We start from the raw sequence: 25528 nt of genomic DNA, 5'->3' as shown, positions 1-25528 counted from the left end.
AAGAGGCGGGGCCGGTCGGGTCAAGGATGGAAACGGCGGCAGAGTTGCCAGTGGCACATCAGCAGGTAGTAGATGATGCCGGCGGGCAGCAGGCTGGCGTACCAGGACACGGAAGAGAAGGTCAGGGCCACGGCGGCACCGGCCAGGGCGGCAAGCACGGCGCCGTAGTTGACGCCACGGTAGGGCCCGTTTTCGTCATAGAGCTTGTCCAGATCCAGGGTTCGCCGGCGGAGGATGAAATAGTCCACCACCATCACCGCGAAGATGGGGCCGAGGAAGGCGGAGTAAATTTGCACAAACAGCTGCAGGCCGGCGGAGGATTCATCCTTCACCAGCTCCCAGGGGAAGGTGCAGAAGGCCAGCAGCCCCACCAGTATGGTGGAGGTGCGGAACTTCAGCTTGAACACGTCCATCAGGATATAGGTGGGCGGCACCACATTGTTGAGCACATTGGTGGTGACCTGGGCAAAGGCGATGAACAGCAGGGTGATCACCAGCAGCGGGGTATTGTCGACGGCGTTGGCAAAGACCAGGATGGGGTCGGATACCCCGGTGGCACCGGACACCATCAGGCCGATCAGTCCCATGAACAGGGTGCAGGGCAGGATGGACATGGCATAGAGGATGGTAAGCAGGCCGGGCCCGGTGCCTTTTTTCAGTTCGCGGGAATAGTCGCTGACATTGAGCATCATGGTGCTGTAGATGCCGAGGAACAGCATGGTGGCGCCCCAGAACGGCAGGCCCCAGGTCCCTTCCACATTCACCAGACTGGTGGCGATCTCGTCGCCGTAGCGGTTGATCACACTCCAGAACATATACACCAGCGCCACCAGAATGAAGCCGCTGCCCACATTTTCCAGCCACTTGATGCCCTGGAAGCCGAAAATGGACAACCCTATCTGCAGGAACTGAAACAGGATAAAGAACAGTACCGGGCTGTCGAATCCGAACAGGGTGGCCGACACCGCGTTCAATGCGCCTGCCCCGATCCAGCTCTGAAAACCGTACCAGACAATGGCCGGTACCGCCCGCACCAACCCCGGAAAACGGGTGCCGGAAAAACCGAAGGCGGCGCGCGCCTGCACCATGAAGGGAATGCCGTACTTGTAGCCGGCAGCGCCGTTCAGGGCCAGGGCGATGCCGATCACGAAGCAGCCGATGGCAATGGCCAGGGTTGCCTGCAGCAGGTTGAGGGTGCCCACTATGCTGGAGCCCATGGTAAAGGTGCCAATCGATACGCAACCGCCAAACCAGGCCAGCAGGTAGGAAATCCGGCCCATGATGCGGTGTTTCTGGGGGGCCAGGGATTCATCGCCCGCCTTCTTGTCGGGCTGGGCACCGGCGGCCGGTGGATTGCCGGCATGGCCCATCAGTACGGCGTTGTCGGTGTTCATTGGTTGAATTGCCATTGATTTTTCCTCGGTATTCCATCACTGGGGATAGGCTATCCCCCTCCTCCACCGGCCCCCTCCGGGCCGGCATGCCCTGCCCGTACCGGGCTCAGGCGATACGCCGCTCTCCGCCAGGGCCAAACACGCCGGAACGGGGCCAGCCGAAGGTCAGCACCTTGCTGGTCCCCAGCCTCATGTCCACCATGGCTTCGCACAGTTTGACCGCGGCCAGGGTGCCATCGATCACTGGCATACCGATTTCCCGCTCGATGCGCTCTCGGTACTGGGACATGCCGGCACAACCCAGCACTATGGCCTCGGCCTTGTCCTCCTCCCGTGCCCGCAGGCACTCGGCGATCACCTTGGCAATGGCCGCCTCAGGCGAATGAGCCAGATCCAGCACCGCCATGGAGGTGGTACGCACCTTTTTACACTGTTCGCCAAAGCCATAACGGCCGACCAGGTGCTCGGTCATAAAACGGACCCGGGGCGCCGTGGTCACCACGCTGAAGCAGGCACCGATCATGGTCGCCAGGTGAAAAGCCGCTTCGGCAATGCCCAGCACCGGCTTGTCGGTCAGCTCCCGGGCGGCATAAAGGCCGGGATCGCCGAAACAGGCCAGCACATAGGCGTCGATTTGCTGCTCGCTGTCGCCCCGGGCGATTTCTGCCAGAAGCCCCGGCACCGCCAGGGCTTCGTCATAGAAGCTCTCGATGGAATCAGGTCCGCTGGCGGGGCTAACCGCCAGAATTTCGGTATCCGGCCTGGCTACCGAATCGGCCAGCCGCTGCAGGGCATCGGTAAACGACTGGGTGGTATTGGGATTGATGATCTTGATCCTCATGGCGCCTTCCTTGTTCACATTAAAAGCTAAAAATCGTTAACGATTAAATACTAGATCTGTATTTTTAATTTTTCAAATATGTTATCCAAATTAACAAAGATCGTAAAAAACAAGGTGTCGCGCATAACCGCCGGTACATCAGCCCTAGATAAAAGAGCTAATAAATTGAATTTAAAGGATTTTTATTTTAATGCATACTGAACAGCCACTCTTCACTGCACAGGCGGCATGCAAAAAGAACATCAAAACGCCACTTTATGGTGCACCAACAATAAGAAAATTGTTATCGAAATGATCAGGAATGATCTTCAGGCATAAAAAAACCCTCCACCGGGAGGGTCTGTCGACATAGGGGCCATCGGGCCCCGTTGGCCGGGGATCAGTATTCGGCGTTGTGGTAGACGTTCTGCACGTCATCCACGTCGTTGAGCATATCGAGGAATTTCTCCAGCTGAGCCACATCGTCGCCGCTGATCGGAGTCGTGGTTTGGGGCACGAACTGGATGGCGTCCACCTCGAAATCAATGCCCTCGAAGGCCTCGGCCAGCGCCTGCTTGGCCTTGAAATACTCGGTATGAGGGGCGAACACGGTGATGCGGCCGTCTTCGTTCTCGATATCGGTCACGTCCACGTCGGCCGCCATCAGGGCTTCCAGCACCGCATCCTCGTCATCGCCCGCAAAGGCCAGAATGGCGCAGTGATCGAACATGTGGCTGACCGTACCGGAAGTGCCCAGCTTGGCCTTGACCCGGTTGAAACACTGGCGCACATCACCAATGGTCCGATTGGGGTTATCGGTCAGGCAGTCCACAATCACCATGCAGTTGCCCGGGCCAAAGCCTTCGTAGCGGGCGGGAGAAAAATCCTCGCCGGCGCCGCCCTTGGCCTTTTCCAGCGCTTTTTCAATAACATGAGCCGGCACCTGGTCCTTTTTGGCACGCTCGATCAGGCCGCGCAGGGACAGGTTGCCGTCAGGGTCTGCTCCACCTGACTTGGCGGTAACGTAGATCTCGCGGCCATATTTGCTGTAGACCTTGCTCTTGGCGTTCGCCGTTTTGGCGATGGATTCCTTGCGGTTTTGATAGGCTCTGCCCATGGGATAGTCTCAATTGCTCATCATAAAGAGCGCGAATTTTACACACACAGCGGCGGCAGATCCATGACCGCCCGGCGAATACGGACCCCGGAATTCAGGCTTCCACGTCCAGTTCACCGCCGGCCTGGCCCGCCTGGGCATGATAGCGCCGGGCAATGACGTTCATCCGCCGGCTCATGGCGGGATTGGCCCCCACCCAGCAGACGCCGTTGTGCACCCCGAGCCAGGCTTCGAAGGCCGCCTCGCGTCGGCTGCGATCCCGGTCCTTGTCCCGCTGGCGGATTGCCACATAGGGCTGCACCGCCTTGATCACCGGGATCACAGGACGGCGGATGTTGTCGGCCTGGGCCGCTTCCGTGGTGGGCTGCGCCAGGTTAGGCGCGACATTCGGCAGTATTACAGGTATCGCCATCTTCTCCTCCTTGGGCCCGGCTCATGCTTATTATGACCGCTGGCGATGGTTTTTCCTCCCGTTATTCCCGTCGCCCCTGCCGGTGCAGAAAGCGGCGGATATGACCGGCCGTGGCCTGGGGATGGGAAATAAAGGGGGCATGAGAAGCTTTTTCCTCTATATGACTGTGGCTGTGGGGCGCCAATGCGTCGGCCAGGCGGGCACTTCGCCTCGGCACCAGGCCATCGAGCCGGCCGTAAAGACGCAGCCAGGGCGTGCTCAGCTCAGCCAGCCGGGCACGCAGATCCACTTCCGCCAGCAGGGCGAGGCCGTCGGCCAGCGCGGCGGGATCCGGCGCCGGCCGGCTGGCCAGGCTGTCGCGCAAACGGCGGATATCCTCCCGGGCATGCTCGCTGCCCATCGCCTGCAGCGCCAGGAAGCGATTCACCACCTGCCGATGATCCTGCGCCAGTTGCCGCTCAAATTCCGCCAACACCTGGGGCTTGATCCCGGGCCAGTCCTCGCCGGCCAGAAAACGCGGCGAGCTGGCCAGGGTGATCAGGCTGTCCACCCGCCCGGGTGCCTGCAACGCCGCCTGGGTGGCAACCAGTCCACCCAGAGACCAGCCCAGCCAGGCGGCGCGCTGCGGCGCCACCGCCAGCACGTTGTCGGCCCAGGCGGCCAGGGAAGCCCCCGGCAGGGCCGGGCTGTGGCCGAAACCGGGCAAATCCACCAGATACAGGCAAAACTCGCCCTCCAGCAGTTCCGCCAGTCCCTGCCACACCGCCCCGTTCATGCCCCAGCCGTGCAACAGCACCAGATCCGGGCCTCGCCCGCGCCGTTCTACATATAAACTCATCATAGGATCCCCGTTGAATGCCAAGCCATGATAAAGCGCCTGCTCTCCCGCTTACAATCCGGTCCGCTCTGGTGGGGCCAGTGCCTGCTGTGCCGGCAGGATTGCGATCGGCAGACGCTGCTCTGCCACCCCTGCCGGGAGGAGTTGCCGGCACTGGACTCGCCCTGCCCCGGCTGCGCCCTGCCGCTGACCGCCACCGACGCCCATTGTGGCCATTGCCAGCGCCGTCCGCCCCCCTGGCAGCGCATGCAGGTGCTGGCCGACTTCGTGCCGCCCTATACTCGCCTGATCCACGACCTCAAATATCATCAACGTCCCCTCAACGGCCGCTTGCTGGGCAGACTGCTGGCAGAGCGGGCAGCGCCGCCACTGCCCCAGGCGATACTGCCGGTGCCGCTGCACTGGTGGCGCCAGTGGCGACGGGGTTACAACCAAGCCGAGGAAATCGCCCTGGGAGTAGCCCAGGTCCTGTCGATTCCGGTCGAGACCGGTCTGCTGCGCCGGATCCGCGCCACCGCCTCCCAGACCCAACTCAGCCGCCGCCAACGGCGGCACAACCTGCAGGACGCCTTCCGGCTCAAGCCCGTCCCCTATCAGCATGTTGCACTGCTCGACGATGTCATCACCACCGGTGCCACCATGTCCGAGCTGACCCGACTGCTGCACCGCCAGGGCGTCGCCTGCGTCGAGGCCTGGGCCGTCTGCCGGACTCTTGAGCACTGACGGCTATTCAAGGCCCGGCAACAGGAGTATGATAAAAGTTGAGTTGTTTAGTCAGGTTTACGAGGATAGCAATGATTACGATTTCCGAAACCGCCCAGGGACACTTCCGCAAGTTGCTGTCACAACAGCCGGAAGGCACTAATATTCGCGTCTTTGTGGTCAACCCCGGTACTCCCAATGCCGAGTGCGGAGTCTCCTACTGTCCTCCCGACGCCGTGGACGAGGACGATGTGCATCTGCCCTTCGACGGGTTTAAAGCCATTGTCGACCAGCAGAGTGTTACTTTTCTGGAAGCAGCCGAAATCGATTTCGTCAGCGACCAGATGGGCTCCCAACTGACCCTGAAGGCCCCCAATGCCAAAATGGCCAAGGTGCCGGACAACGCCCCCCTGGCCGACCGGGTCGAGTATGTACTGCAGTCCCAGATCAACCCGGGCCTGGCCAGCCACGGCGGCAAGGTGGTGCTGACCGAGATCACCCCCGACGGCCTGGCCATACTGCAGTTCGGCGGCGGCTGCAACGGTTGTTCCATGGTCGATATCACCCTGAAGGAAGGCATCGAGAAGCAACTGCTCGAGCTGTTCCCGGGCGAACTGACCGGGGTGCGCGACGCCACCGAACACCAGCGCGGCGAGCACTCCTACTACTGAGTCGCCGGCAGCAATCAATACAAAGGGGAGCCTCGATGGCTCCCCTTTTGTTTACATTCCATCAACGCCTTCAAGCTTCCAGCCGGACTTTATAGTCACAAGTCCGGTTGTCCGACTTGATGCGGAGAAGAGGCAGCAGGGCTACCTCCGCCGGCCCTCCGCGCCAGGGAGGGCGCGGCGGAGCCCCCATGGATGGGTTTACGGCGTGCCGGAGGAGTAGTGCGCTTTGGCCGATGTGCTACGCCTTATCAACAATCACCGTATACTTGCGACCAAGAGTCAGGCATCAAGCTTCCGGCCCAAGCGGCGTCACTCCGCCTTGCGATCCCGGCTCAGCAGGGCCAGGGCGGCTTCCTTGGCGTTCTTGCCTTCATACAGCACCTGGTAGACCTGCTCGCAGATGGGCATTTCCACCCTGTGACGGGCGGCCAGCTGGTGTACCTCGGCGGCGTTGCGGTAGCCTTCCACCACCTGGCCAATCTCGGCCATGGCGGTGTCCACGCTCTTGCCCTGGCCCAGGGCCAGGCCGAAGCGGCGGTTGCGGGACTGGTTGTCGGTACAGGTGAGCACCAGATCTCCCAGCCCCGCCATACCCATGAACGTATCCTGCTCGGCGCCCAGGGCCACCCCCAGCCGCTGCAGCTCCACCAGGCCACGGGTGATCAGCGCGGTACGGGCATTGGCACCGAAGCCTAGGCCGTCTGCCAGGCCGGCACCGATGGCGATCACGTTCTTGACCGCGCCGCCCAGCTGCAGTCCCACCATGTCATCGTTAAGGTAGACCCGGAAGGAACGGCCGCAGTGCAGCAGATCCGCCAGTTCCCTGGCAAAACCGGCATCGGTGGAGCCGAGGGAGATGGCGGTGGGCAGGCCCATGGCCAGCTCACGGGCAAAGGTGGGGCCGGACAGCACCGCCAGCGGGATCTGTTCGCCCAGTATGTCCCTCGCCACCTGTTGCAACAGGTTGCCGGTAGCCGGATCCAGGCCCTTGGTGGCCCAGGCAATGCGGCTGTCGGGCCGCAGGAAGGGCTTGAGCTGCCGGAGCAGGTCCGCGAACACATGGCTCGGCACCACGATCAGCAGGTCGCGGCTGGCCCGCACCGCCCGCTCCAGGCTGGCCTCGGGCTCAAGGCTGGCGGGAAAGGGAGCATCGGGCAGGAACACCTTGTTGCAGCGTTCGGCGGCCAGAGTCGCCACCTGCTCGGGCCTGTGGCTCCAGAGCAGGGTACGGTGGCCATTACGCGCCAGCGCAATGGCCAGGGCCGAACCATAGGAGCCGGCACCCAGAACCGAGATGGCGGCGTCCTGTTTCATCAGGCATTCGCCTGCTGCTGGGCGGCCCGCTGGACGTGGGCGGCGAACAGGGCGTCGAAGTTTACCGGCGCCAGGTTCAGTTGCGGGAAGGAACCCTTGTTCACCAGGCTGGACACTGTTTCCCGTGCATAGGGGAACAGGATGTTGGGGCAGAAGGAACCCAGGCAATGGGCCAGCTGCGGCTCGGCCATGTTGCCGATGGTGAACACACCGGCCTGCTGGATTTCGCACAGGTAGACGGTTTCCGCCTCACCCATTTTGCAGGTCACGGTCAGGGTCAGTACCACCTCGAACACGTTGTCGCCCAGGCGGGCGCTCTTGGTGTCCAAATCGAGCTTCACTTCCGGCTTCCACTCTTTCTGGAATACCAGCGGGGTGCCCGGTGCTTCAAAGGACAGATCCTTCAGATAGATACGCTGGATCTGGAACTCTACCTGTTGTTGCGCCTGAGTGTCGGCACCGTTTGCTGCTTCAGCCATGAAGATATCCTTATAATGAATGGGTGGTAGAAATTATCGCTTGGTCACCGGCAGGTTCTGGCTGCGCCAGTCGGCCATGCCGCCGCGCAGGGCGAACACCTGCTTGAAGCCGGCCTTGGTCAGCAGGCGGCCGGCGCTGCTGGTGGTCATGCCGGTTTCGCACACCAGCACCAGGGGTTTGTCCTTGAACTTTTCGATAAGGTTCAGATTATTGGCCTTGAGCTGACTGTTGGGCAGGTTGATGGCGCCGGCCACGTGTCCCTTGCGAAACTCCTCCGCCGGACGGATATCAACCACCGCCGCATCCTGCTTGTTAATCAGCAGTACCGCCTGCTGGGCGGGCACTATCTGCACCTTGGTCAGCTTGGACATGATGGTCATGTAAATCACCGTCGAGGCCAGGCCCAGCCAGACCATGGTCAGCAAGGGATGACTGGCGGCAAAATCGAGATACTCTTGCATGATGTTACTTCTTTTGGCTCACAATACGGAAAGGTCCGAGTATACATGGGGCCTCATTAAATAGCAGCAGCCACGGCCAGCATCAATAGGCGCCGCCTGTGATCGGCATCGGAAATACCGGCCTTGAGTCGCTGGCGACGAAATCGACGATTGTAGTAATATGACAATAATTTCAGCTTTATTCACTTCGACCTTCAAATAACAACATAGGATTATCACTATGAACTCGACCAAAAAACCCCTGGTTCTGATCATCATGGACGGCTGGGGTTACAGCGAAAAGACAGAGCACAACGCCATTCACACCGCCCGCACCCCGGTTCTCGACCATCTGATGCAAACCCGCCCCTCGGTACTGATCTCCACCTCCGGCCACGACGTCGGCCTGCCCGACGGCCAGATGGGCAACTCCGAAGTGGGCCACGTCAACATCGGCGCCGGCCGTATCGTCTACCAGGATCTGACCCGCATCGACAAAGCCATCGCCGACGGCGACTTCTTCACCAACCCGGCGCTGACCCAGGCGGTGGACGGTGCCAAGGCCAGGAGCCGGGCGGTGCACATCATGGGCCTGCTGTCACCGGGCGGCGTGCACAGTCACGAAGACCAGATCGCGGCCATGATCAAACTGGCCGCCGAGCGCGGGGCCGATGAAATTTACTTACATGCCTTTCTCGACGGCCGCGACGTGGCACCCCGCTCCGCCCAGGCGTCCCTCGAGCGCTTCGAGGCCCTCTTCGCCGAACTGGGCAAGGGCCGCCTGGCCTCCCTCGTCGGCCGCTACTTCGCCATGGACCGCGACAACCGCTGGGATCGAGTGCAAAGCGCCTACGACCTGCTGACCCAGGGCAAGGCCGAATTCCAGTACGACTCCGGGGTGGACGCCCTGCAGGCCGCCTATGCCCGGGAAGAGAACGACGAGTTCGTCAAGGCCACAGTAGTGGGTGAGCCGGTCGCCATGCAGGACGGCGATGCTGTCGTCTTCATGAACTTCCGCGCCGACCGCGCCCGTGAAATCACCCGCGCCTTTGTGGATGAGGACTTCACCGGCTTTGAGCGCAGTGCTCGACCGAGCTTAAGCGACTTCGTCATGCTCACCGAATACGCCGCCGACATCCATACCAGCTGTGCCTATCCGCCCGAGCAGCTGGAAAACACCCTGGGCGAGTGGCTGGCCAAGCACGACAAGACCCAGCTGCGCATTTCCGAAACCGAGAAGTACGCCCACGTGACCTTCTTTTTCAACGGCGGCATCGAGGACTGCTTCCCGGGCGAGCAGCGCACGCTTATCCCCAGCCCCAAGGTCGCCACCTACGACCTGCAGCCGGAGATGAACTCCGCACAGCTCACCGACAAGCTGGTCGAGGCCATCGAAAGCCGGCAATTCGACGTTATCATCTGTAACTACCCCAACGGCGACATGGTCGGCCACACCGGGGTGTTCGAAGCGGCGGTCAAGGCCTGCGAAGCGGTCGACCACTCCATCGGCCGGGTGGTCGCCGCCCTGGAAAAGGTGGGGGGCGAATGCCTGATCACCGCCGACCACGGCAACGCCGAGCAGATGGTCAATCCCGAGACCGGACAGGCGCACACCGCCCACACCAACCTGCCGGTGCCGCTGATCTACGTCGGCCGCGATGCCACCCCGGTGGAAGGCGGCAAGCTGTCGGATCTGGCCCCCACCATGCTGAGCCTGATGGGTATGCAAATCCCCGAGCAAATGACTGGCAAGCCTCTGATGGTTCTGAAATAATCAGGGCCCTATGGGCTTGCACAGACTGATTGTTTCGATGTTGCTGAGCACCGGCCTGATGGCCGGTGCTTTCGCATGGGCGGATGACGGTGCCGAGCTCAAGAAGGTGCAGGGGCAAATCGCCAGCCAGCGGCAGGATGTCCAGCAACAGCAAAAACAGCTGAAGGCGCTGCAACAGCAGCTTGCCCGGGATGAAAAAGCGATTTCCGCCCAGGCCCGTGAGCTGAACCAGACCCGCAACCGGCTGACCGAGCTGGAAACCACCCTCGCCCGCCTTGAGCGGGAACACGAAGAGCTGAACCGCCAGTCGCAACGCCAGCAACAGCTGCTGGCGGAACAGCTCAGGGCCGCCTACCAGAACGGCCGCCACGATTATCTCAAACTATTGCTCAACGGCCAGGACAGTACCGACATAGACAGGCTGCTGCACTATTACGCCCACCTCAACCAGGTGCGGGCCGACGCCCTCAAGGAACTGTCCCAGACCCGGGAACGGCTGGCCGACAACCGCCGCCAGGCAGAACAAAGCCGCAACCAGCTCAACCAGTTGCTGGCCCGGCAGCAGACCGAGCAGCAACAGCTCGAGGCCCAGCAGGCCAAGCGCAACGACACCGCCAAACAGCTTAACGCCAACCTGCAGCAGGGCAACCAGCGCCTGACCAGTCTGCAGCAGGCCGCCAACCAGCTGGAACAGCAAATCAAGGCGGCTCAGGAAAGGGCCGCACGGGAGCAGGCCGCCCGGGAAAAAGCCGAACGGGAGCGGCAGGAGCGCGAGCGTCTGGCCCAGGAGCGGGCCGAGCGGGAGCAAACCCCAACGTCGGTCCCGGCCGGCGGCTCGGGTCGAACCCCGGTCGTCGCCAAGCCCAGCGGCAATTTCGGTGGCCTGGCCAAGGGCAGCCTGCCCTGGCCGCTCAATGGCCAGTTGGTACACCGCTTCGGCACGGCCCGCACCAGCCAGCTCACCTGGAAGGGACTGCTGATTGGCGCCCCCGCCGGGCGGGACGTGCGGGCCGTCGCCAATGGCCAGGTGGTATACGCCGACTGGCTCAACGGTTTTGGCATGGTAATGGTCATCGATCACGGCAAGGGCTATATGAGCCTCTACGGCCATAACCAGTCCCTGCTGCTCGGCCCCGGAGACAGGGTCAGCGCCGGCCAGACCATCGCCCTCAGTGGTGAAAGCGGCGGCCAAAGCCGATCTGGACTGTATTTCGAAATTCGCTACCAGGGCCAGGCCATAGACCCCCTGCCCTGGCTAGCTCGTCGCTGACTCCAGTTCGCCAATCAGCCACAACGCCTCATCCCGGCCATTGCCACACACATCCGCCGCCGGCTTGAAACGACCGCATACCGCCGGTCGCTCGGGGTGCCCAAACAGGGCACAGCGCATGTCCGCCAGCAAATGCGGGCAGGCTTCGCCGGCGGGCTTGCCTTGCGGCCTGCCCGGCAGGGGACCACTGATACTGGGGGCGATGCAACAGGCACCGCAACCGCTTCGACATTCCATACCACACCTCGCCATTGGGGCAGGCAGTATAGCCTGTTCCCGCCGCCGCTTCAGTCCTGCTCGGGCAGCGCGGCCACCAGGGCGTCCACATGGGCATCCCGGGCATTCAAAGCCGCCAGGGAGAGAGCCAGGTTGATCAGGTAGTCCCGGTTGCTGCCGCTCGGACCCCGCGCCCGGGCGATTTGACCGGCCATGGCCGCCAGCGGCGCCTCCCCCAGAAAGGCGGCATTGTCGGCGGTAGCCAGGTAAACAAGCCCTTCCTCCACGCCGCCGCCATCCAGGTGCAGTTCGACCTTTTCCCGCAGGTAGCCGTTCTTCTCGCGCAGATCCAGGGCGCCCAGGGTATCGGGTTCGATGCGATAAGCCATGCCGTGGCAGCGCGCCCCCGGCTCCCGCACCAGGGTGACCACCCGGCCGGGCGCTTCGGCCGTGCCCCTATGGTCGTGGGAGCCCTGCCAGAACCGCCGTGCCCAGCCCTCGATCCAGGCCGGGCGGCGTTCCAAAAAGGGAAAATCCGCCTTCCAGATAAGAGAACCGTAACCGAACAGCCAGAAGCTGGAATGGCGGTCAAAATGGGTCATGTGACGGTTGATTGCTGTGGTGTCTGCACTCATGGCGGACGCCGACCTCCTGTTGCCTGAAATGACAGGGCCATGATGCAACGGCCATCGCCCCTTGTCGATCCCGGCCATGGTAAACTCAGGATTTTATGGCCAAGGAAAAGACAATGCGCCTGACTGTACACTGCCTCTCCCGACTGCCCGAACAACACCGCCACCACGCCGAGCTGATCCTGCAGGGCCGCTCCCTGCCTACTCAGGGCAAGCTCTACCTCACCACCTTCAACGACAGGGCGGTCGCCCTGGCCTGGCGCCGGGACGAAAACATCGATTTTATCGCGGTACGCGATATTACCCGCCGCCGGGGCATAGGCCGGGAGCTACTGCACCAGCTAAAGCTGGAGGCCAAGGCGGCCGGCCTGGCACGACTCGACTGCGATCCGGCCCAGGCGCCAGAGGGGGAACGGGAGAGCCTTGCCGCCTTTTTGCACAGCCAGGGCTTCCGGCCCCGGGAGGCGGTGCTAAGCTGTTGTCTGTATGAATAAAGGCTGAAAAAATCCCGGCACAACAGCACCTTGTTTTTGCCGCCCCGGGCCAATAACAGAAGGAAAGGGTAATGAAGATGAGAACCGAACGGGACTCCATGGGCGACATCCAGGTGCCTGCCGATGCCCTCTATGGTGCCCAGACCCAGCGCGCCATCAACAACTTCCCTATTTCAGGGCAGCCCATGCCCGCGGCCTTCATCCGTTCCCTGGCTCGGATCAAGGCGGCCTGCGCCCATGCCAACGGTGAACTCAAGCGGCTGGAGCGGGACAAGGCCGACGCCATCATCAGGGCCGCCGAGGAAATCATTGCCGGTGGTCATGCCGCCGCCTTTCCCATCGACGTCTACCAGACCGGTTCCGGCACCAGCACCAATATGAACGTCAACGAGGTACTGGCCCGGCTGGCTGCCGCCGACCTGGGGCGGGATGTGGGCGCCAATGACGACGTCAACATGGGGCAGAGCTCCAATGACGTCATCCCTTCCGCTATCCATGTCAGCGCCGCCCTTGCCCTCAGCCGCGAGCTGCTGCCCGCCCTGCACCAGTTGGAGCAGGCCATCCTCACCAAGGCCGAGCAGTTGCAGGATCAGGTGAAGACCGGCCGTACCCATCTGATGGACGCCATGCCGTTGCGTTTCGACCAGGAACTGGGCGGTTGGGCCACCCAGGTGCGCCATGGCCGGGAACGGCTGGAGGGATTGCAGAGCCGGCTGCAGCAACTGGCCCTGGGCGGTACCGCCATCGGCACCGGCATCAACGCCGATCCGCGCCAGGCCGAACTGGCCTGCGACTACCTCAACCGCCACACCGGCCTCGACTTCTGTCCGGCGGACGACTACTTCTACAGCCTGAGCAGCCAGGACACGGCGGTGGAGCTGTCCGGCCAGCTCAAGACCCTGGCGGTGGCGCTGATAAAAATCGCCAACGATCTGCGCTGGATGAACTCGGGCCCGCTCACCGGCCTGGCCGAAATCCAGCTGCCGGCGCTGCAACCCGGCTCCTCCATCATGCCCGGCAAGGTCAACCCGGTGATCCCCGAGGCGGTAGCCATGGTCGCGGCCCAGGTGATCGGGCTGGATACCGCCATCACGGTGGCCGGCCAGTCCGGCAACTTCCAGCTCAATGTGATGCTGCCGCTGGTGGCCAACAACCTGCTCACCATGCTCCGCTTGCTGGCCAACGGCGTTCCCCTGCTGGCCGATACCATTGCCGGCTTTACCGTCAACCGGGAGCGAATTGAACAGAGCCTGGCCAGGAATCCCATACTGGTGACGGCGCTGAACCCGGAAATCGGCTATGCCAGAGCCGCCGATATTGCCAAAAAGGCCTATGCCGAAAACAGGCCCATACTGGAGGTGGCGCTGGAGGAAACCGAGTTGTCGGAAAACGAGCTGCGCCGGCTGCTCGACCCGGCCGCACTGGCCCGGGGCAGCCGTCAGGAATAGGGCCCGCCCAGGGATCCGTGGTCGGCTCTTGTCTAACCGCATCCGGCCTTCACGCCAGAACAAAAAAGGGATGCGTCCGCATCCCTTTACCCATGGCGATTTCGCCGTTACAGGATAATGTCCTGCAGGCGCTGATCCTTGCGTGACAGAATATGGGTCGAGCGAATGCGGCGTATGGTACGCGACTTGCCGCGGATCACCAGGGTCTCGGTGTGGGCATAGTGGCCGTCGCTGCTGATGCCTTCCAGCAGATCGCCCTTGGTAATGCCGGTGGCGGAGAAGATGACGTTGTCGGTGCGGGCCATGTCCTCGAGCCGGAGCACCTTGCCGACCTCGATGCCCATCTGCTCGCAACGGGCGATTTCCTGCCGGCCCAGCTCAAGGCTTTCTTCGTCCGGACCTTTCACTTCATAGCGCGGCACCAGCCGGGCCTGCATGTCGCCGTCCAGGGCGCGCACCACGGCGGCGGAAATCACGCCTTCCGGCGCGCCGCCCACCCCGTAGAGCATGTCCACTTCGCTCTCGGGAATGCAGGCCAGGATGGAAGCGGCCACGTCACCGTCGGGAATGGCAAACACCCGCACCCCCAGGGCCTGCATGGTCTTGATCGCCTTGTCGTGGCGTGGCTTGGCCAGGGTAATCACGGTAAAGCGGGACAAGGGCTTGTTAAGGGCTTTCGCCACAGCCTTGATGTTCTGCTCGAGAGACTTGTCCAGATCGATGGCGCCCTTGGCACCGGCACCGACAATCAGCTTTTCCATGTACATGTCGGGGGCACGCAGGAAAGCCCCCTTCTCGCCCACCGCCATCACCGCCAGGGCGTTGGACTGGCCCATGGCGGTCATGCGGGTACCCTCGATGGGGTCCACCGCGATATCCACCTCATCGCCGCCCTTGCCGACCCGTTCGCCAATGTAGAGCATGGGCGCCTCGTCGATCTCGCCCTCGCCGATCACCACCTCGCCGCTGATTTCGATTTCATTCAGCACATGACGCATGGCCGCCACGGCGGCGCCGTCGGCAATGTTTTTGTCGCCCCGGCCCAACCACTTGTAGCCGGCCAGGGCCGCCGCTTCGGTCACCCGGGAAAATTCAATGGCCAGTTCACGTCTCATGGAGTCTTCCTAAAATAATGCAAGTTGTGTCGCTATTTACCCAGAATGCGCTGGCGGAAGATGCGGTAGACATCGGGAATCTGTTCCACGCCGGTTACACAGACGTCGAGATCATGCAGCTTGCCGTCCTTGATGCCGTATACCCAGCCGTGCACCGACAGGGCCTGGCCCTGTTTCCAGGCATTCTGCACTATGGTGGTGTGACACAGGTTGGCCACCTGTTCCACCACGTTCAGTTCGCACATGTAGTCTTCCCGGGTCTGCTGATCCGCAATGGCACTCAGCGCTTCCTCGTGCTTGTGGCAGATGTCCTTGATGTTGCGCAGCCAGTTGTCGATAAGACCCAGTTCCTTGTTCTGCATGGCCGCCAGCACCCCACCGCAGCCATAGTGGCCGCAGATGATGATGTGCTTCACCTTGAGGACTTCAACGGCGTATTGTACCACCGACAGGCAGTTGAAGTCCGTATGCACCACCAGGTTGGCCACGTTGCGATGCACGAAGACATCGCCGGGCAGCAGGCCGGTGAGCTGGTTGGCGGGCACCCGGCTGTCGGAACAACCGATCCACAGGTACTCGGGCGCCTGCTGCAGAGCCAGCTGCTCAAAAAAGGTGGGATCTTCCGCCTTGATTTTTTCGGACCATTCCCGGTTGTTGTCAAACAGATGCTTCAGTATTTTCATGGGGGCTGTCCTGCTTTCGGATGGTTGAATCGCTTACGGAAAAAAGGCCCCGTCGGGGCCTTTTTTTATTATAACGCTGGGCTCAGGCGTCCATGGCCGCCTTGAGTTTTTTCAGGGCGGTTTTCTCCAGCTGGCGAATGCGCTCGGCGGAGACGCCGTATTCGTCGGCCAGGCTCTGCAGCGTGCTCTTGTCGTCTTCATCCAGCCAGCGGGCCTGGATAATGCGCCGGCTACGATCGTCCAGGGCATCGAGGGCAGCGCGCAGGCGGCGATTGGCGGCCTGCTCCCAATTGGCTTCTTCCACCTGATGGGCTACGTCGGAACTCTTGTCTTCCAGGTAGTGTACCGGCGAGAAACTGGTGTCCTTGTCGTCGTCATCGGAGGCCAGGTCGAAAGCCTGATCCTGGGCGCTCATGCGCGACTCCATTTCCAGCACCTCGGCCGGCGAGACGCCAAGATCTTCGGCGACGGTGTTCACTTCCTGCTGGTTGAACCAGCCCAGGCGTTTTTTGGACTTGCGCAGATTAAAGAACAGTTTGCGCTGGGCCTTGGTGGTGGCCACCTTGACCACCCGCCAGTTACGCAGCACGTATTCGTGGATCTCGGCCTTGATCCAGTGCACAGCAAAGGACACCAGCCGAACACCGACTGTGGGATCGAAGCGCTTCACCGCCTTCATCAGGCCGATATTGCCTTCCTGGATCAGGTCCGCCTGGGGCAGACCATAGCCCGCGTAGCTCTTGGCGATATGCACCACAAAGCGCAGGTGCGACATGATCAACTGCCGGGCGGCGCTCAGATCGCCGTCGTTCTGCAGCCGTTCGGCCAGGGATTTCTCTTCCTCGGCGCTGAGCACGGGAATGGTATTGACTGCCTGGATATAGGCCTCCAGGCTGCCCTGGGGAACCAGGGCGAAGTGGCGCTGAAAATCTGTCGTCATCAAACTCTTGTTCATTACATGACTCCGTATCAAACGGCTGCGTTCGGCACCCTGCAATGACATGGGTTGTCTGGCTGCGCGCATACGCGCTGCGCAAAATTTATGGATCCGGGCCCGAAAGTCAAGGGGCGCCCCGCAGTATTGCCCCAATAAGACCACAGTCGGGCCCATGAGTTCAACCCGGCTCTATGGCCCGGATATGGCGGCGCACCGAAAAGCCCGAAGCCAGCAGGCTGAGCAGGGTGCCCGTCAGGATCAGCAGCAAGCTTTCCCGCATTCCCAGCCCCAGCAGATGAAAATTGCTCTGGTACAGGGCCGCCAGCGCATTGACCTTGTGGCTGAGCCAAAACACCATCACCAGGGTCAGCCACCAGGCCAGCAAGCCGCCGATAATGCCATACCATAGCCCCACATAGAGAAAGGGCCGCTGGATAAAGCCGTCGGTGGCGCCCACCAGCTTCATCACCTCGATTTCATAGCGGCAATTGAGGATATTGAGCCGCAGGGTATTGCTGACCACCAGCAGCACCCCGGCCAGCAGCAGTACTGCCATGCCGATGACCGCCTGACGCAGCAGATCCACTATGCCCGACAACCGGGCCAGCCAGGCCATGTCCAGCCGGGCGTTAGCCACAGCCGGTTCGGCATTCATGTCGGCCAGCAACAATTCGGCCGCATCGGGCGCCCGGCCGGTCTCGGACAGGTTGAGGATGAACACCGCCGGCAAGGGGTTGTCTTCCAGCAAGGGCAATGCCTCGGCAAAACCGGCGGCACCACTGAAATCGGCCAGCCCCTGCTCGGGACTGATATAGCTGACCTGGTCTATCTCCTCCATGGCCGCCAGCCGCTGCTGCAAATCGGTGACCTGGGCCGGCTCCGCCTCCTGGCGCAGGTAAAGACTGATCTGGGCCTTGCTTTGCCAGAATTGACTGACCGATTCGGCATTTTTCAGCAGCACATAGAAGCTGGCCGGCAACGCCAGGCTAACCCCCAGCACCGCTATGGTCATCAGCGAACTGAGCGGGGTTCGCCACAGCTCGCCCAGGCTGGCAAACAGCTGGCGCAGGTGGTCCACCCAGTACATGGCCAGGCGCCGGTGCCAGGCCAGTTTGTGTTCCTGCTGGCTCATTGCTCATCCTCCACCAGCATGCGACCCGCATTGAGGGTCAGGGTACGGTAACGCAGGGAGTTGATCAGGCCGGTATCATGGGTGGCGATCAGTACGCTCACCCCCACCCGGTTGAAGGCCTCGAACAGATGCAGTATTTCCATCGACAGCTCCGGATCCAGATTACCGGTGGGCTCGTCCGCCAGCAGCAGCGAGGGCTTGTTGACGATGGCCCGGGCAATGCCCACCCGCTGCTGCTCCCCCCCCGAGAGCATGGGCGGGTAGTAGCGGTCCTTGCCGTGCAGACCCACCTTGTCCAGGGCCGCCGACACCCGCCGGCGGATATCCTGGTGGCCATAGCCCTCGATCACCAGCGGCAGGGCGACGTTGTCGAACACGGTGCGGCCATTGATCAGGTGGTGATCCTGGAAAATCATGCCGATGCGCCGGCGCACATAGGGAATGTCGCCGCGGCGGATGCGGCTCACGTCCTGGCCGTTGAAGTACACCCGGCCATCGGTAGGCCTCTCCATCACGCTGATCAGCTTGAGCAGGGTACTCTTGCCGGCGCCGGAGTGGCCGGTCAGGTACGCCATCTCGCCTTTTTGCAGGTGAAAGCTGACCTTTTGCAGGGCCTGAAAGCCCCCGCTGTATACCTTGCTAACCTGATCGAAGCGGATCATTTAGTCTTCCCGGCTGAAGAGAGCATCGATAAATTCTTTCGCGTCAAAGGGGCGCAAATCGTCGATTTTTTCGCCCACACCGATATAGCGGATGGGAATGCCGAACTTGTCGGCCACCGCGAAAATCACGCCGCCCTTGGCGGTACCGTCCAGCTTGCTCAGGGTGATGCCGGTAATGGGCACGGCCTCGTTGAAGATCTTGGCCTGGCTGAGGGCATTCTGGCCAGTGCCGGCGTCCAGGGTCAGCATGATTTCGTGGGGCGCGGCGCCGTCCACCTTCTGCATCACCCGCACGATTTTCTTCAGTTCCTCCATCAGGTGCGCCTTGTTCTGCAGACGACCCGCGGTATCGGCAATCAGCACGTCTATCTTGCGTGCCTTGGCCGCCTGCACCGCGTCGAAGATCACCGAAGCGGCATCGGCGCCGGTATGCTGGGCGATCACCGGTATCTTGTTGCGTTCGCCCCACACCTGCAGTTGCTCCACCGCCGCGGCGCGGAAGGTGTCGCCCGCGGCCAGCATCACCGACTTACCCTCGGCCTGGAACTGGCGCGCCAGCTTGCCGATGGTGGTGGTCTTGCCCACACCGTTGACGCCCACCATCAGGATAACGAAGGGCTGGTGCCCACCGTCGATTTCAAGGGGCTTGTCCACCTTGGCCAGGATCTCGCCCATTTCTTCCTTCAGCAGTTCATACAGCGCCTCGCCGTCCTTTAACTGGCGCCGGCTGGCCTGGCGGGTCAGGTTGTCGATGATCGACATGGTGGTTTCCACCCCCAGATCGGCGGTGAGCAGCTGGGTTTCCAGCTCCTCGAACAGCTCGTCGTCGATCTTCTTGCCCCGGAACAGGCCGAAGAAGCCGGAACCCAGGTTCTGCCGAGTCTTGAGCAGGCCCTGCCTGAGGCGGGCAAAAAAGCCCTGTTTGGGTACCTTGGCCGCTTCGGCTTCTTCCGCCGCCTGGGCCTCGGCCGCCAGCCTCGCTTCTTCCGCCGCCTGGGCTTCGGCGGCCAGCCTCGCTTCTTCCGCCGCCTGGGCCTCGGCCGCCAGCCTCGCCTCTTCCGCCGCCTGCGCTTCGGCCGCCAGCCTCGCCTCTTCCGCCGCCCGGGCCTCGGCCGCCAGCCTCGCCTCTTCCGCCGCCTGGGCCTCGGCCGCCAGCCTCGCCTCTTCCGCCGCCTGGGCCTCGGCCGCCAGCCTCGCCTCTTCCGCCGCCTGGGCCTCGGCCGCCAGCCTCGCCTCTTCCGCCGCCTGCGCTTCGGCGGCCAGCCTCGCTTCTTCCGCCGCCTGCGCTTCGGCCGCCAGCCTCGCCTCTTCCGCGGCCTGGGCCTCGGCGGCCAGCCTCGCTTCTTCCGCCGCCTGCGCTTCGGCGGCCAGCCTCGCCTCTTCCGCCGCCTGCGCTTCGGCCGCCAGCCTCGCTTCCTCCGCCGCCTGGGCCTCGGCCGCCAGCCTCGCTTCTTCCGCCGCCTGTGCTTCGGCCGCCAGCCTCGCCTCTTCCGCCGCCTGGGCCTCGGCCGCCAGCCTCGCCTCTTCCGCCGCCTGCGCTTCGGCCGCCAGCCTCGCTTCCTCCGCCGCCTGGGCCTCGGCCGCCAGGCGGGCTTCGGTTATTGTACGTTCATTCAGCGCCTCTTCCACTTCCGTCCCGGCGCCGACTTCGGTTTCCGAGGCGATCACCTGCTGTTCTGAAATCTGTTGTTCCTGGGTATCCTGCTGCTCTGCTTTCTTGCCAAAGCCCAGCCAGGAGAAAAAACCTTTTTTCGCCATCCTGCCAATACTCACTTTTTTATCGGGACGATTAGGGCTGGCCGTTAACCGGCCGCTTATTTAGAATATCCGCCCCTTATGGGTGCAAAAACCGCCTTATACTAGCACTTTATTGAAATACGGCGAAACGCGATGGCAAAAGCAAAACCGGCAAGAAAACCGGCCTCGGCCGGGGGCCAAATCCGCCTGATCGGAGGCCAGTGGCGAGGTCGCAAGCTGCCGGTACTCGACAGCGAAGGGCTCAGACCCACCACCGACAGGGTGAAGGAAACCCTGTTCAACTGGCTGATGTTCGACGTCCGTGGCTGTCGCTGTCTCGATCTCTTCGCCGGCAGCGGCAGTCTGGGATTCGAGGCTTTGTCCCGCGGCGCCGCCGAGGTGGTGCTGGTGGAGAAGGATCCCAGGGTGGCCCGGCAACTGCAGCACAACCTGGCCAGCCTGCCCGGAGCCCGGGGGCAAGTGCTCAATACCGATGCCCTCGCCATGCTGCAAGCGGCCGCGACCCCCTTCGATCTGGTGTTCCTGGATCCCCCCTTTCACCGGGAGCTGTTGGCCGAGACCTGCCGCCTGCTTGAACAGGGCGGCTGGCTGGCCGACGACGCCAAACTCTATATCGAACGGGAACAGGGCTCCCAGGCCCTGTCCCTGCCCGCCAACTGGCGGCTGCTGAAAGACAAGCAGGCCGGCCAGGTCTGTTACCAACTCTACCAAAGGGAGCAAGTGCAAGAATGAAGGTGTTGAATCTGTTGATGCGGCTGGTGATGCTGGTGTTCTGGGTCGGTATCGCCTATGCCCTGCTCGGCCCCGGTATAGAGGAAGCCGGCTCCATGCCGATGATACTGGGCGGCGTGGTACTGGTTATGCATTTGCTGCAGATGCTGATGCTGCGCCAGGTCGCCAGCCTGCTGCACCCCTCCGCCAGGGACTACCTGGAAGTGCTGGTGTTTGGCTCTTTCGCCATGCACCACCACCGTACACGCCTAAAAGCACTGACCGAGCAGCAAAAACGCTGACCCTTGCACACCGCCGCAGACCCGGGGAATCACGGCGTGCGCGGCGGTCAGCCTTGCGTATCCTCTGGCACGCTGCCGCAATGCCAGCAGACTTCAAAGCGGGCGCCGTTTTCCTCTCCACACCGGTCGCAGCGCCATGGGCACCCGTCCTGCTGCTGATAGGCCCGCACAAACTCCCGCGCCCGTTGCCAGTGCGGCATTTTTACCAGCAGGGTCACACAGGCTGCGTCCATCGGCAGTTCGCCCAGCGCCCCCGACAGGGCTTCTCCTTTCAATAGTACCGCCATGCCACGGCTTTCCAGCGCACCCTTGAGGGTGTGCGCTTCCAGGCTGTTGGCTGCTTCGAATACCGCTATCCAGTCACTCATTGCCCCGCCCGACCATAGAAAAAGGGGGTGACGTCATGTCACCCCCTTTTGGGTTGTCGTATGGTTAATCCTTAAACCAAGTTGCTCCCTGCAATCCCTGACATTACCTTATCCTTAAGGTGTTCCTCTTCCCGATCCGTCGGTGCGTCCTGGTCTTCCTGACCGCAGTTCATCCTGAGCTGCTCGACTGTCTCCGTCCTGGGAGGTGTCCTTTACCGCATCCTGCGGTGTTCCTTTCGCCTTTCCTGGCAGCCCGTCTTCCTGACAGACTTCCTTGCTCCTTGCCCTACTAACTATAGAGAAGTTTCTTTTTCCCTCAAGCTGTGCCAGACCAAAAAAATTGCACCCGAAAACGAAAAAACCCACGGAATATCACTAAGCAATTGAAATATAAACACAAAAAATAACATCCTGGTCTTTTCATGATGCATGAAAACGTTTTCTCCCACAGCAAAAGTAAGAGATCTCGCACACACATAGGGGCGGATTACCCGATTATTCTCCTGCGCCAAAAACGCTGGCTCCCCTGCGGTGAGCCACTTAGGATAACCGGATATGACAAGGGAGGTTTTTATGCATTCTTTACACATTCCCACACCCCTGGTCGAGCCCGACTGGCTGGCGCGGCACTTGGGGCACCCGGAGTTGATCATACTGGATGCCAGCTGGCACATGCCGGCCAGCGGACGCAGCGGCAAGCAGGAATGGCGCCGGCAACGCCTTCCCGGAGCCCGTTTCTTCGACTTTGATCAGGACATCAGGGACAAGGCATCGTCCCTGCCCCACATGCTGCCCGATGAAGCCCACTTCGCCGAGGCCGTTGCCCGCCTGGGCATTGGCAATCACAGCCGGCTGGTCATCTACGACAGCCTGGGCATATTTTCCGCACCCCGGGCGTGGTGGATGTTCAGGGCCATGGGGCATCAGCAGGTGGCCGTACTCAACGGCGGCCTGCCGGGTTGGCAACGGTTGGGCCTGCCCCTTGAGCAAGGGGAGCCCGAACTCCCCTCGCCCACCCGCTTCCAGGCCCATCGCCAGCGACACTGGATTGCCGATGCGGACGACGTCGCCCGGGCCCTGTCGCGAGCGGACTGTCGGGTGCTGGACGCCCGCAGCCGGGAAAGGTTCAGCGGCGAGGCGGCGGATCCCAGGGCGGGCGTCCGCCCCGGACATATGCCCGGCGCCCTTTGCCTGCCCTTTGGCGAGCTGCTTACCGCAGATGGCCGCCTGCCGCCACCGCAACAGCTGCGCCGGCAACTGGCCCCCTTGTTGTCCCCGGAGCACTCCTTGATCTGCAGTTGTGGCTCGGGCGTGACCGCCGCCATACTGGCTTTGGCAGCCACCCTGGCAGGTCATGAAAAGGTCGCCGTTTATGACGGCTCCTGGGCGGAATGGGGGAGTACCTCAGACCGGCCGATCACTCTCGGCCACTGAAAAAATACCCGCCGGGCGGCGGGTATGGAGTGGTTTACTTGTCCGCGGCGGGCCGGGCCGCCACGCCCATCTTCAGCGCCAGCCAGATCACCAGCACCAGGGAGATCATCACCGACAGGTAGTTGGTCCCCATTTCCGGGAACTGGGTGCGCAGAAAAGCGGAATAGCCGAACACGCCGATCAGGAAGCTGAGCAGGGTGCACAGGGGGGTATCGCCTTCCATGGGGACGCTCAGATACTCCTGATAGAGCATATGGGCGGCAAGCACCAGGGCGATAATGGGGAACACAGAGAACGCCAACTCACTTACGCTGAGGGTGGCCAGAGTGGCGTTGCCACAGAGTCCCACCAGCAGCGCCAACAAGATAGGTTTACGGCGAATTTGCTTATTTCCAGACATAGTCATCCTTCCTAATGTAGGGCCTAGAGCCGTTTTGCCTTGTTATATGCATCCGCGCCCTTGGCAATGATGCGCAGCTGCAAAATCATGCGCTCGGCCAGTACCTCGCGCTCTTCGTCGTTCATGTCCAGCGCTTCGGCACCGGCACTGAACACTATGGTGACCATCGCCTGGGCCTGCGCTTCGGCATAGCTGCGGCTGGTGTGCTGTTTTTCTTCCAGATAGTCGGTCAGTTCGGCGGTAAAATGCTGGATTTCACGGGCTACCGCCTGGCGAAACGCCGCCGAAGTGCCGGACCGTTCCCGCAGTAGCAGGCGAAACACATCCGGGCTGCTGTCGATAAACTCCATGAAGGTCTTTACCGAAATCTGGATCACACTGCCACCGTCGGCGATGCGCTGGCGCGCCTGGCGCATCAGTTGGCGCAGGGTCAGGCCGCCTTCGTCGACCAGGGTAAGCCCCAGTTCTTCCATGTCCTTGAAGTGACGATAGAAGGAAGTCGGGGCCAGTCCCGCCTCCCGGGCCACCTCGCGCAGGCTGAGGCTGGAAAAACTGCGCTCCGCGCTCAACTGGCGAAAGGCTGCCTCAATCAGCGAGCGCCGGGTCTTTTCTTTTTGTTCTGCGCGAATGCCCACGGCACACCAGGGTCCAACTCGTTAATGGCCGGATCATACCTTTTTGTGTGAACCCGGTCAGCCCCGATTGGTCAATTTATGATTGACCCTTAAACGGTGAACCATGAAAATGGTGTACAGTTGTTCGCTCAATGGATATCAAGATGCGTAAACCTCCCCTGTTATGGACCAATGCCATCCTCTTTGCCAGCACCGGGCTGGCGGCGGCGATACTGGTTCCCTGGTACGGCCTGACCCAGGGCTACGACGGCTGGCAATGGCTGGCCATGCTGCTGTTGTTCAGCTATAGCTGCCTGTCGATCACCGCCGGCTATCACCGCCTGTGGGCGCACAAAGCCTACGAAGCCCACCCGGCCATCCAGTGGCTGTTCGCCCTGGGCGGCGCCCTGTCGCTGCAGAATTCCGCTTTCCGCTGGTGCGCCGACCACCGCCGCCACCATCGCCATGTGGACGACCTGGACAAGGATCCCTACTCCGCCAAACGCGGCCTGTGGTTTTCCCACATGGGCTGGATGCTGCGCGACTACCACCCGGAAGACGACAGCAACATTCCCGACCTCAAGCGCAGCGCCATATTGCAGTTCCAGCACCGCCATTACCTGGCACTGACCCTGGCCATGAACATCGGCTTGCCGGTACTGCTCGGCCTGTGGCACGGGGATCTCTGGGGCATGCTGCTGATGGCGGGCGTACTGCGCCTCTTCCTCGGCCACCATGTTACCTTTTTCATCAACTCCCTGGCCCACTACTGGGGACGCCAGCCCTATACCAGCAAGAACACGGCGCGGGACAACGACATCCTGGCGGTACTGACCTTCGGCGAGGGGTACCACAACTTCCATCACCTGTTTGAGTACGACTACCGCAACGGTATCCGCTGGTGGCACTACGATCCCACCAAGTGGCTGATCCGCTTCCTTGGCTGGCTGGGCCTGGCAAAAAAGCTGCGCACCTGCCCTCAGGAAAGGATCGAACAGGCCAGGCTGGAGCGCCGGCTGGAAGTGGCACGCCAGAAAATACTGCACCGGCAGCAGACCGCCGACACCGAGCAGTGGCTGGCGCTGCTGCACAGCGAATACGAACGCCTGCTGGCCCAGCTCAAGGATTACTACCAGGTGCGCAAGTCCCTGCTCGAGCTCAAGCAAAAAGCGGCGCGCTGCAAGTACGAGGAACTGCGGCTCAAGCTGAGCTGCGACGAGCTGAAAGCCGCCTTTACCATCCAAAAGCGCAACTGGCTGAAGCTGACCAGCCAGTTCGCCTAGCCAAGGGGCGGGGATTTCCCGCCCTATTTTTTGCTGCCAAAATCGTCCATTTCGGCCTTATCCCCCGGCAGGTCCAAATTCCTTTGACAAAAACTCCGGAAAAAACC

29 protein-coding genes are annotated in these 25528 nt (G+C 62.0%); 10 read left to right on the top strand and 19 right to left on the bottom strand.

Features of this window, described 5'->3' with window-relative positions; all coding sequences use genetic code 11:
- Window positions 1-20: 20 nt before the first annotated feature.
- The 5 genes from C7I36_RS11050 to bioH all read right to left on the bottom strand — a co-directional run bounded on the left by C7I36_RS11050 (window position 21) and on the right by bioH (window position 4581).
- Window positions 21-1409: an NCS1 family transporter gene (locus C7I36_RS11050; RefSeq protein WP_106453770.1), complete on the bottom strand. Its 1389-nt coding sequence runs from the start codon at window positions 1407-1409 to the stop codon at window positions 21-23.
- Window positions 1410-1500: 91 nt separating this feature from the next.
- The gene (locus tag C7I36_RS11045) at window positions 1501-2235 is read right to left on the bottom strand and encodes an aspartate/glutamate racemase family protein (RefSeq protein WP_106453769.1); all 735 of its coding nucleotides are present in this window, start codon (window positions 2233-2235) and stop codon (window positions 1501-1503) included.
- A 379-nt stretch (window positions 2236-2614) separates the two neighbouring features.
- A complete protein-coding gene (locus C7I36_RS11040) occupies window positions 2615-3331 on the bottom strand; it encodes a YebC/PmpR family DNA-binding transcriptional regulator (RefSeq protein ID WP_106453768.1) in 717 nt (238 codons plus the stop codon).
- A 94-nt stretch (window positions 3332-3425) separates the two neighbouring features.
- A complete protein-coding gene (locus tag C7I36_RS11035) occupies window positions 3426-3743 on the bottom strand; it encodes a hypothetical protein (RefSeq protein WP_106453767.1) in 318 nt (105 codons plus the stop codon).
- A 61-nt stretch (window positions 3744-3804) separates the two neighbouring features.
- Complete coding sequence (bioH, locus tag C7I36_RS11030; protein WP_106453820.1) at window positions 3805-4581, bottom strand: pimeloyl-ACP methyl ester esterase BioH; 777 nt, start codon at window positions 4579-4581, stop codon at window positions 3805-3807.
- 27 nt (window positions 4582-4608) lie between these two features.
- On the opposite strand from bioH, the gene C7I36_RS11025 reads away from it, so the two are divergent.
- Window positions 4609-5304 (top strand): phosphoribosyltransferase family protein, encoded by a 696-nt coding sequence (locus tag C7I36_RS11025; protein WP_106453766.1) that lies wholly within the window; start codon window positions 4609-4611, stop codon window positions 5302-5304.
- 71 nt (window positions 5305-5375) lie between these two features.
- Window positions 5376-5954, top strand: a complete 579-nt coding sequence (nfuA, locus tag C7I36_RS11020; RefSeq protein WP_106453765.1) for a Fe-S biogenesis protein NfuA — start codon at window positions 5376-5378, stop codon at window positions 5952-5954.
- A gap of 309 nt (window positions 5955-6263) precedes the next feature.
- On the opposite strand, the gene gpsA is transcribed toward nfuA, so the two are convergent.
- Genes gpsA through C7I36_RS11005 form a run of 3 tightly spaced genes read right to left on the bottom strand, consistent with a single transcriptional unit; the run spans window position 6264 to window position 8209 of the window.
- Window positions 6264-7268 carry an NAD(P)H-dependent glycerol-3-phosphate dehydrogenase gene (gene gpsA / locus C7I36_RS11015; RefSeq protein ID WP_106453764.1) on the bottom strand — a complete coding sequence of 335 codons (1005 nt, stop codon included), beginning with the start codon at window positions 7266-7268 and terminating at the stop codon, window positions 6264-6266.
- The gene (secB, locus tag C7I36_RS11010; protein ID WP_106453763.1) at window positions 7268-7747 is read right to left on the bottom strand and encodes a protein-export chaperone SecB; all 480 of its coding nucleotides are present in this window, start codon (window positions 7745-7747) and stop codon (window positions 7268-7270) included. The genes gpsA and secB overlap by 1 nt, the downstream gene beginning before the upstream one ends.
- Window positions 7748-7780: 33 nt before the next feature.
- A complete protein-coding gene (locus C7I36_RS11005) occupies window positions 7781-8209 on the bottom strand; it encodes a rhodanese-like domain-containing protein (RefSeq protein WP_106453762.1) in 429 nt (142 codons plus the stop codon).
- 220 nt (window positions 8210-8429) lie between these two features.
- Between C7I36_RS11005 and gpmM the strand changes: the two genes are divergently transcribed.
- Both gpmM and envC read left to right on the top strand, forming a co-directional pair.
- Entirely contained in the window at window positions 8430-9962 is a 1533-nt protein-coding gene (gene gpmM, locus C7I36_RS11000; RefSeq protein ID WP_106453761.1) for a 2,3-bisphosphoglycerate-independent phosphoglycerate mutase, read from the top strand.
- 37 nt (window positions 9963-9999) lie between these two features.
- Entirely contained in the window at window positions 10000-11232 is a 1233-nt protein-coding gene (gene envC, locus C7I36_RS10995) for a murein hydrolase activator EnvC (RefSeq protein WP_245880099.1), read from the top strand.
- Here the strand turns inward: envC and C7I36_RS10990 are convergent.
- Window positions 11218-11469 (bottom strand): hypothetical protein, encoded by a 252-nt coding sequence (locus C7I36_RS10990; protein ID WP_106453759.1) that lies wholly within the window; start codon window positions 11467-11469, stop codon window positions 11218-11220. The genes envC and C7I36_RS10990 overlap by 15 nt on opposite strands.
- A gap of 50 nt (window positions 11470-11519) precedes the next feature.
- Window positions 11520-12050, bottom strand: coding sequence for a gamma-glutamylcyclotransferase (locus C7I36_RS10985; RefSeq protein WP_245880098.1), 531 nt, complete (start codon window positions 12048-12050; stop codon window positions 11520-11522).
- Between the two features lie 146 nt (window positions 12051-12196).
- Here C7I36_RS10985 and C7I36_RS10980 point away from each other — a divergent pair, with 146 nt between their 5' ends.
- A complete protein-coding gene (locus C7I36_RS10980) occupies window positions 12197-12574 on the top strand; it encodes an acetyl-CoA sensor PanZ family protein (protein ID WP_106453757.1) in 378 nt (125 codons plus the stop codon).
- Window positions 12575-12645: 71 nt separating this feature from the next.
- Window positions 12646-14022: a class II fumarate hydratase gene (locus C7I36_RS10975; protein ID WP_106453756.1), complete on the top strand. Its 1377-nt coding sequence runs from the start codon at window positions 12646-12648 to the stop codon at window positions 14020-14022.
- A 107-nt stretch (window positions 14023-14129) separates the two neighbouring features.
- On the opposite strand, the gene glpX is transcribed toward C7I36_RS10975, so the two are convergent.
- The 6 genes from glpX to ftsY all read right to left on the bottom strand — a co-directional run bounded on the left by glpX (window position 14130) and on the right by ftsY (window position 20309).
- Complete coding sequence (gene glpX, locus C7I36_RS10970; RefSeq protein ID WP_106453755.1) at window positions 14130-15137, bottom strand: class II fructose-bisphosphatase; 1008 nt, start codon at window positions 15135-15137, stop codon at window positions 14130-14132.
- 32 nt (window positions 15138-15169) lie between these two features.
- A complete protein-coding gene (gene can / locus C7I36_RS10965; RefSeq protein ID WP_106453754.1) occupies window positions 15170-15820 on the bottom strand; it encodes a carbonate dehydratase in 651 nt (216 codons plus the stop codon).
- A gap of 82 nt (window positions 15821-15902) precedes the next feature.
- Window positions 15903-16760: an RNA polymerase sigma factor RpoH gene (rpoH, locus tag C7I36_RS10960; RefSeq protein ID WP_106453819.1), complete on the bottom strand. Its 858-nt coding sequence runs from the start codon at window positions 16758-16760 to the stop codon at window positions 15903-15905.
- Window positions 16761-16935: 175 nt separating this feature from the next.
- Window positions 16936-17889 (bottom strand): permease-like cell division protein FtsX, encoded by a 954-nt coding sequence (gene ftsX / locus C7I36_RS10955; protein ID WP_106453753.1) that lies wholly within the window; start codon window positions 17887-17889, stop codon window positions 16936-16938.
- Entirely contained in the window at window positions 17886-18551 is a 666-nt protein-coding gene (ftsE, locus tag C7I36_RS10950) for a cell division ATP-binding protein FtsE (RefSeq protein ID WP_106453752.1), read from the bottom strand. Before ftsE ends, ftsX begins: the two co-directional genes overlap by 4 nt.
- Window positions 18552-20309: a signal recognition particle-docking protein FtsY gene (gene ftsY, locus C7I36_RS10945; RefSeq protein WP_106453751.1), complete on the bottom strand. Its 1758-nt coding sequence runs from the start codon at window positions 20307-20309 to the stop codon at window positions 18552-18554.
- 132 nt (window positions 20310-20441) lie between these two features.
- On the opposite strand from ftsY, the gene rsmD reads away from it, so the two are divergent.
- The gene (rsmD, locus tag C7I36_RS10940) at window positions 20442-21041 is read left to right on the top strand and encodes a 16S rRNA (guanine(966)-N(2))-methyltransferase RsmD (protein WP_106453750.1); all 600 of its coding nucleotides are present in this window, start codon (window positions 20442-20444) and stop codon (window positions 21039-21041) included.
- Entirely contained in the window at window positions 21038-21322 is a 285-nt protein-coding gene (locus tag C7I36_RS10935) for a DUF1145 domain-containing protein (protein ID WP_106453749.1), read from the top strand. Before rsmD ends, C7I36_RS10935 begins: the two co-directional genes overlap by 4 nt.
- A 47-nt stretch (window positions 21323-21369) precedes the next feature.
- Here the strand turns inward: C7I36_RS10935 and C7I36_RS10930 are convergent, their stop codons facing one another.
- Window positions 21370-21690, bottom strand: a complete 321-nt coding sequence (locus C7I36_RS10930; protein ID WP_106453748.1) for a putative signal transducing protein — start codon at window positions 21688-21690, stop codon at window positions 21370-21372.
- Between the two features lie 573 nt (window positions 21691-22263).
- Here C7I36_RS10930 and sseA point away from each other — a divergent pair.
- Window positions 22264-23124 carry a 3-mercaptopyruvate sulfurtransferase gene (gene sseA / locus C7I36_RS10925; protein WP_106453747.1) on the top strand — a complete coding sequence of 287 codons (861 nt, stop codon included), beginning with the start codon at window positions 22264-22266 and terminating at the stop codon, window positions 23122-23124.
- A 34-nt stretch (window positions 23125-23158) separates the two neighbouring features.
- Here sseA and C7I36_RS10920 read toward each other — a convergent pair whose 3' ends face one another.
- A complete protein-coding gene (locus tag C7I36_RS10920) occupies window positions 23159-23524 on the bottom strand; it encodes a YijD family membrane protein (RefSeq protein ID WP_106453746.1) in 366 nt (121 codons plus the stop codon).
- Window positions 23525-23547: 23 nt separating this feature from the next.
- The gene (fabR, locus tag C7I36_RS10915; protein ID WP_106453745.1) at window positions 23548-24159 is read right to left on the bottom strand and encodes an HTH-type transcriptional repressor FabR; all 612 of its coding nucleotides are present in this window, start codon (window positions 24157-24159) and stop codon (window positions 23548-23550) included.
- 143 nt (window positions 24160-24302) lie between these two features.
- On the opposite strand from fabR, the gene C7I36_RS10910 reads away from it, so the two are divergent.
- Window positions 24303-25421 (top strand): fatty acid desaturase, encoded by a 1119-nt coding sequence (locus C7I36_RS10910; protein ID WP_106453818.1) that lies wholly within the window; start codon window positions 24303-24305, stop codon window positions 25419-25421.
- Window positions 25422-25528: the final 107 nt, after the last annotated feature.

The organism is Zobellella taiwanensis, assembly GCF_003012795.1.
GTDB lineage: Bacteria > Pseudomonadota > Gammaproteobacteria > Enterobacterales > Aeromonadaceae > Oceanimonas > Oceanimonas taiwanensis.
The sequence above is the reverse complement of the archived record's forward strand: the minus strand, read 5'-3'. Positions and strand labels throughout refer to the sequence as shown.

Excerpts from the sequence above, each read along its gene's own strand:
- C7I36_RS11050 (WP_106453770.1), bottom strand. The coding sequence starts at position 1,409 with ATGGCAATTCAACCAATGAACACCGACAACGCCGTACTGATGGGCCAT.
- C7I36_RS11045 (WP_106453769.1), bottom strand. The coding sequence starts at position 2,235 with ATGAGGATCAAGATCATCAATCCCAATACCACCCAGTCGTTTACCGAT.
- C7I36_RS11040 (WP_106453768.1), bottom strand. The coding sequence starts at position 3,331 with ATGGGCAGAGCCTATCAAAACCGCAAGGAATCCATCGCCAAAACGGCG.
- C7I36_RS11035 (WP_106453767.1), bottom strand. The coding sequence starts at position 3,743 with ATGGCGATACCTGTAATACTGCCGAATGTCGCGCCTAACCTGGCGCAG.
- bioH (WP_106453820.1), bottom strand. The coding sequence starts at position 4,581 with ATGAGTTTATATGTAGAACGGCGCGGGCGAGGCCCGGATCTGGTGCTG.
- C7I36_RS11025 (WP_106453766.1), top strand. The coding sequence starts at position 4,609 with ATGATAAAGCGCCTGCTCTCCCGCTTACAATCCGGTCCGCTCTGGTGG.
- nfuA (WP_106453765.1), top strand. The coding sequence starts at position 5,376 with ATGATTACGATTTCCGAAACCGCCCAGGGACACTTCCGCAAGTTGCTG.
- gpsA (WP_106453764.1), bottom strand. The coding sequence starts at position 7,268 with ATGAAACAGGACGCCGCCATCTCGGTTCTGGGTGCCGGCTCCTATGGT.
- secB (WP_106453763.1), bottom strand. The coding sequence starts at position 7,747 with ATGGCTGAAGCAGCAAACGGTGCCGACACTCAGGCGCAACAACAGGTA.
- C7I36_RS11005 (WP_106453762.1), bottom strand. The coding sequence starts at position 8,209 with ATGCAAGAGTATCTCGATTTTGCCGCCAGTCATCCCTTGCTGACCATG.
- gpmM (WP_106453761.1), top strand. The coding sequence starts at position 8,430 with ATGAACTCGACCAAAAAACCCCTGGTTCTGATCATCATGGACGGCTGG.
- envC (WP_245880099.1), top strand. The coding sequence starts at position 10,000 with ATGTTGCTGAGCACCGGCCTGATGGCCGGTGCTTTCGCATGGGCGGAT.
- C7I36_RS10990 (WP_106453759.1), bottom strand. The coding sequence starts at position 11,469 with ATGGAATGTCGAAGCGGTTGCGGTGCCTGTTGCATCGCCCCCAGTATC.
- C7I36_RS10985 (WP_245880098.1), bottom strand. The coding sequence starts at position 12,050 with ATGACCCATTTTGACCGCCATTCCAGCTTCTGGCTGTTCGGTTACGGT.
- C7I36_RS10980 (WP_106453757.1), top strand. The coding sequence starts at position 12,197 with ATGCGCCTGACTGTACACTGCCTCTCCCGACTGCCCGAACAACACCGC.
- C7I36_RS10975 (WP_106453756.1), top strand. The coding sequence starts at position 12,646 with ATGAAGATGAGAACCGAACGGGACTCCATGGGCGACATCCAGGTGCCT.
- glpX (WP_106453755.1), bottom strand. The coding sequence starts at position 15,137 with ATGAGACGTGAACTGGCCATTGAATTTTCCCGGGTGACCGAAGCGGCG.
- can (WP_106453754.1), bottom strand. The coding sequence starts at position 15,820 with ATGAAAATACTGAAGCATCTGTTTGACAACAACCGGGAATGGTCCGAA.
- rpoH (WP_106453819.1), bottom strand. The coding sequence starts at position 16,760 with ATGACGACAGATTTTCAGCGCCACTTCGCCCTGGTTCCCCAGGGCAGC.
- ftsX (WP_106453753.1), bottom strand. The coding sequence starts at position 17,889 with ATGAGCCAGCAGGAACACAAACTGGCCTGGCACCGGCGCCTGGCCATG.
- ftsE (WP_106453752.1), bottom strand. The coding sequence starts at position 18,551 with ATGATCCGCTTCGATCAGGTTAGCAAGGTATACAGCGGGGGCTTTCAG.
- ftsY (WP_106453751.1), bottom strand. The coding sequence starts at position 20,309 with ATGGCGAAAAAAGGTTTTTTCTCCTGGCTGGGCTTTGGCAAGAAAGCA.
- rsmD (WP_106453750.1), top strand. The coding sequence starts at position 20,442 with ATGGCAAAAGCAAAACCGGCAAGAAAACCGGCCTCGGCCGGGGGCCAA.
- C7I36_RS10935 (WP_106453749.1), top strand. The coding sequence starts at position 21,038 with ATGAAGGTGTTGAATCTGTTGATGCGGCTGGTGATGCTGGTGTTCTGG.
- C7I36_RS10930 (WP_106453748.1), bottom strand. The coding sequence starts at position 21,690 with ATGAGTGACTGGATAGCGGTATTCGAAGCAGCCAACAGCCTGGAAGCG.
- sseA (WP_106453747.1), top strand. The coding sequence starts at position 22,264 with ATGCATTCTTTACACATTCCCACACCCCTGGTCGAGCCCGACTGGCTG.
- C7I36_RS10920 (WP_106453746.1), bottom strand. The coding sequence starts at position 23,524 with ATGTCTGGAAATAAGCAAATTCGCCGTAAACCTATCTTGTTGGCGCTG.
- C7I36_RS10910 (WP_106453818.1), top strand. The coding sequence starts at position 24,303 with ATGCGTAAACCTCCCCTGTTATGGACCAATGCCATCCTCTTTGCCAGC.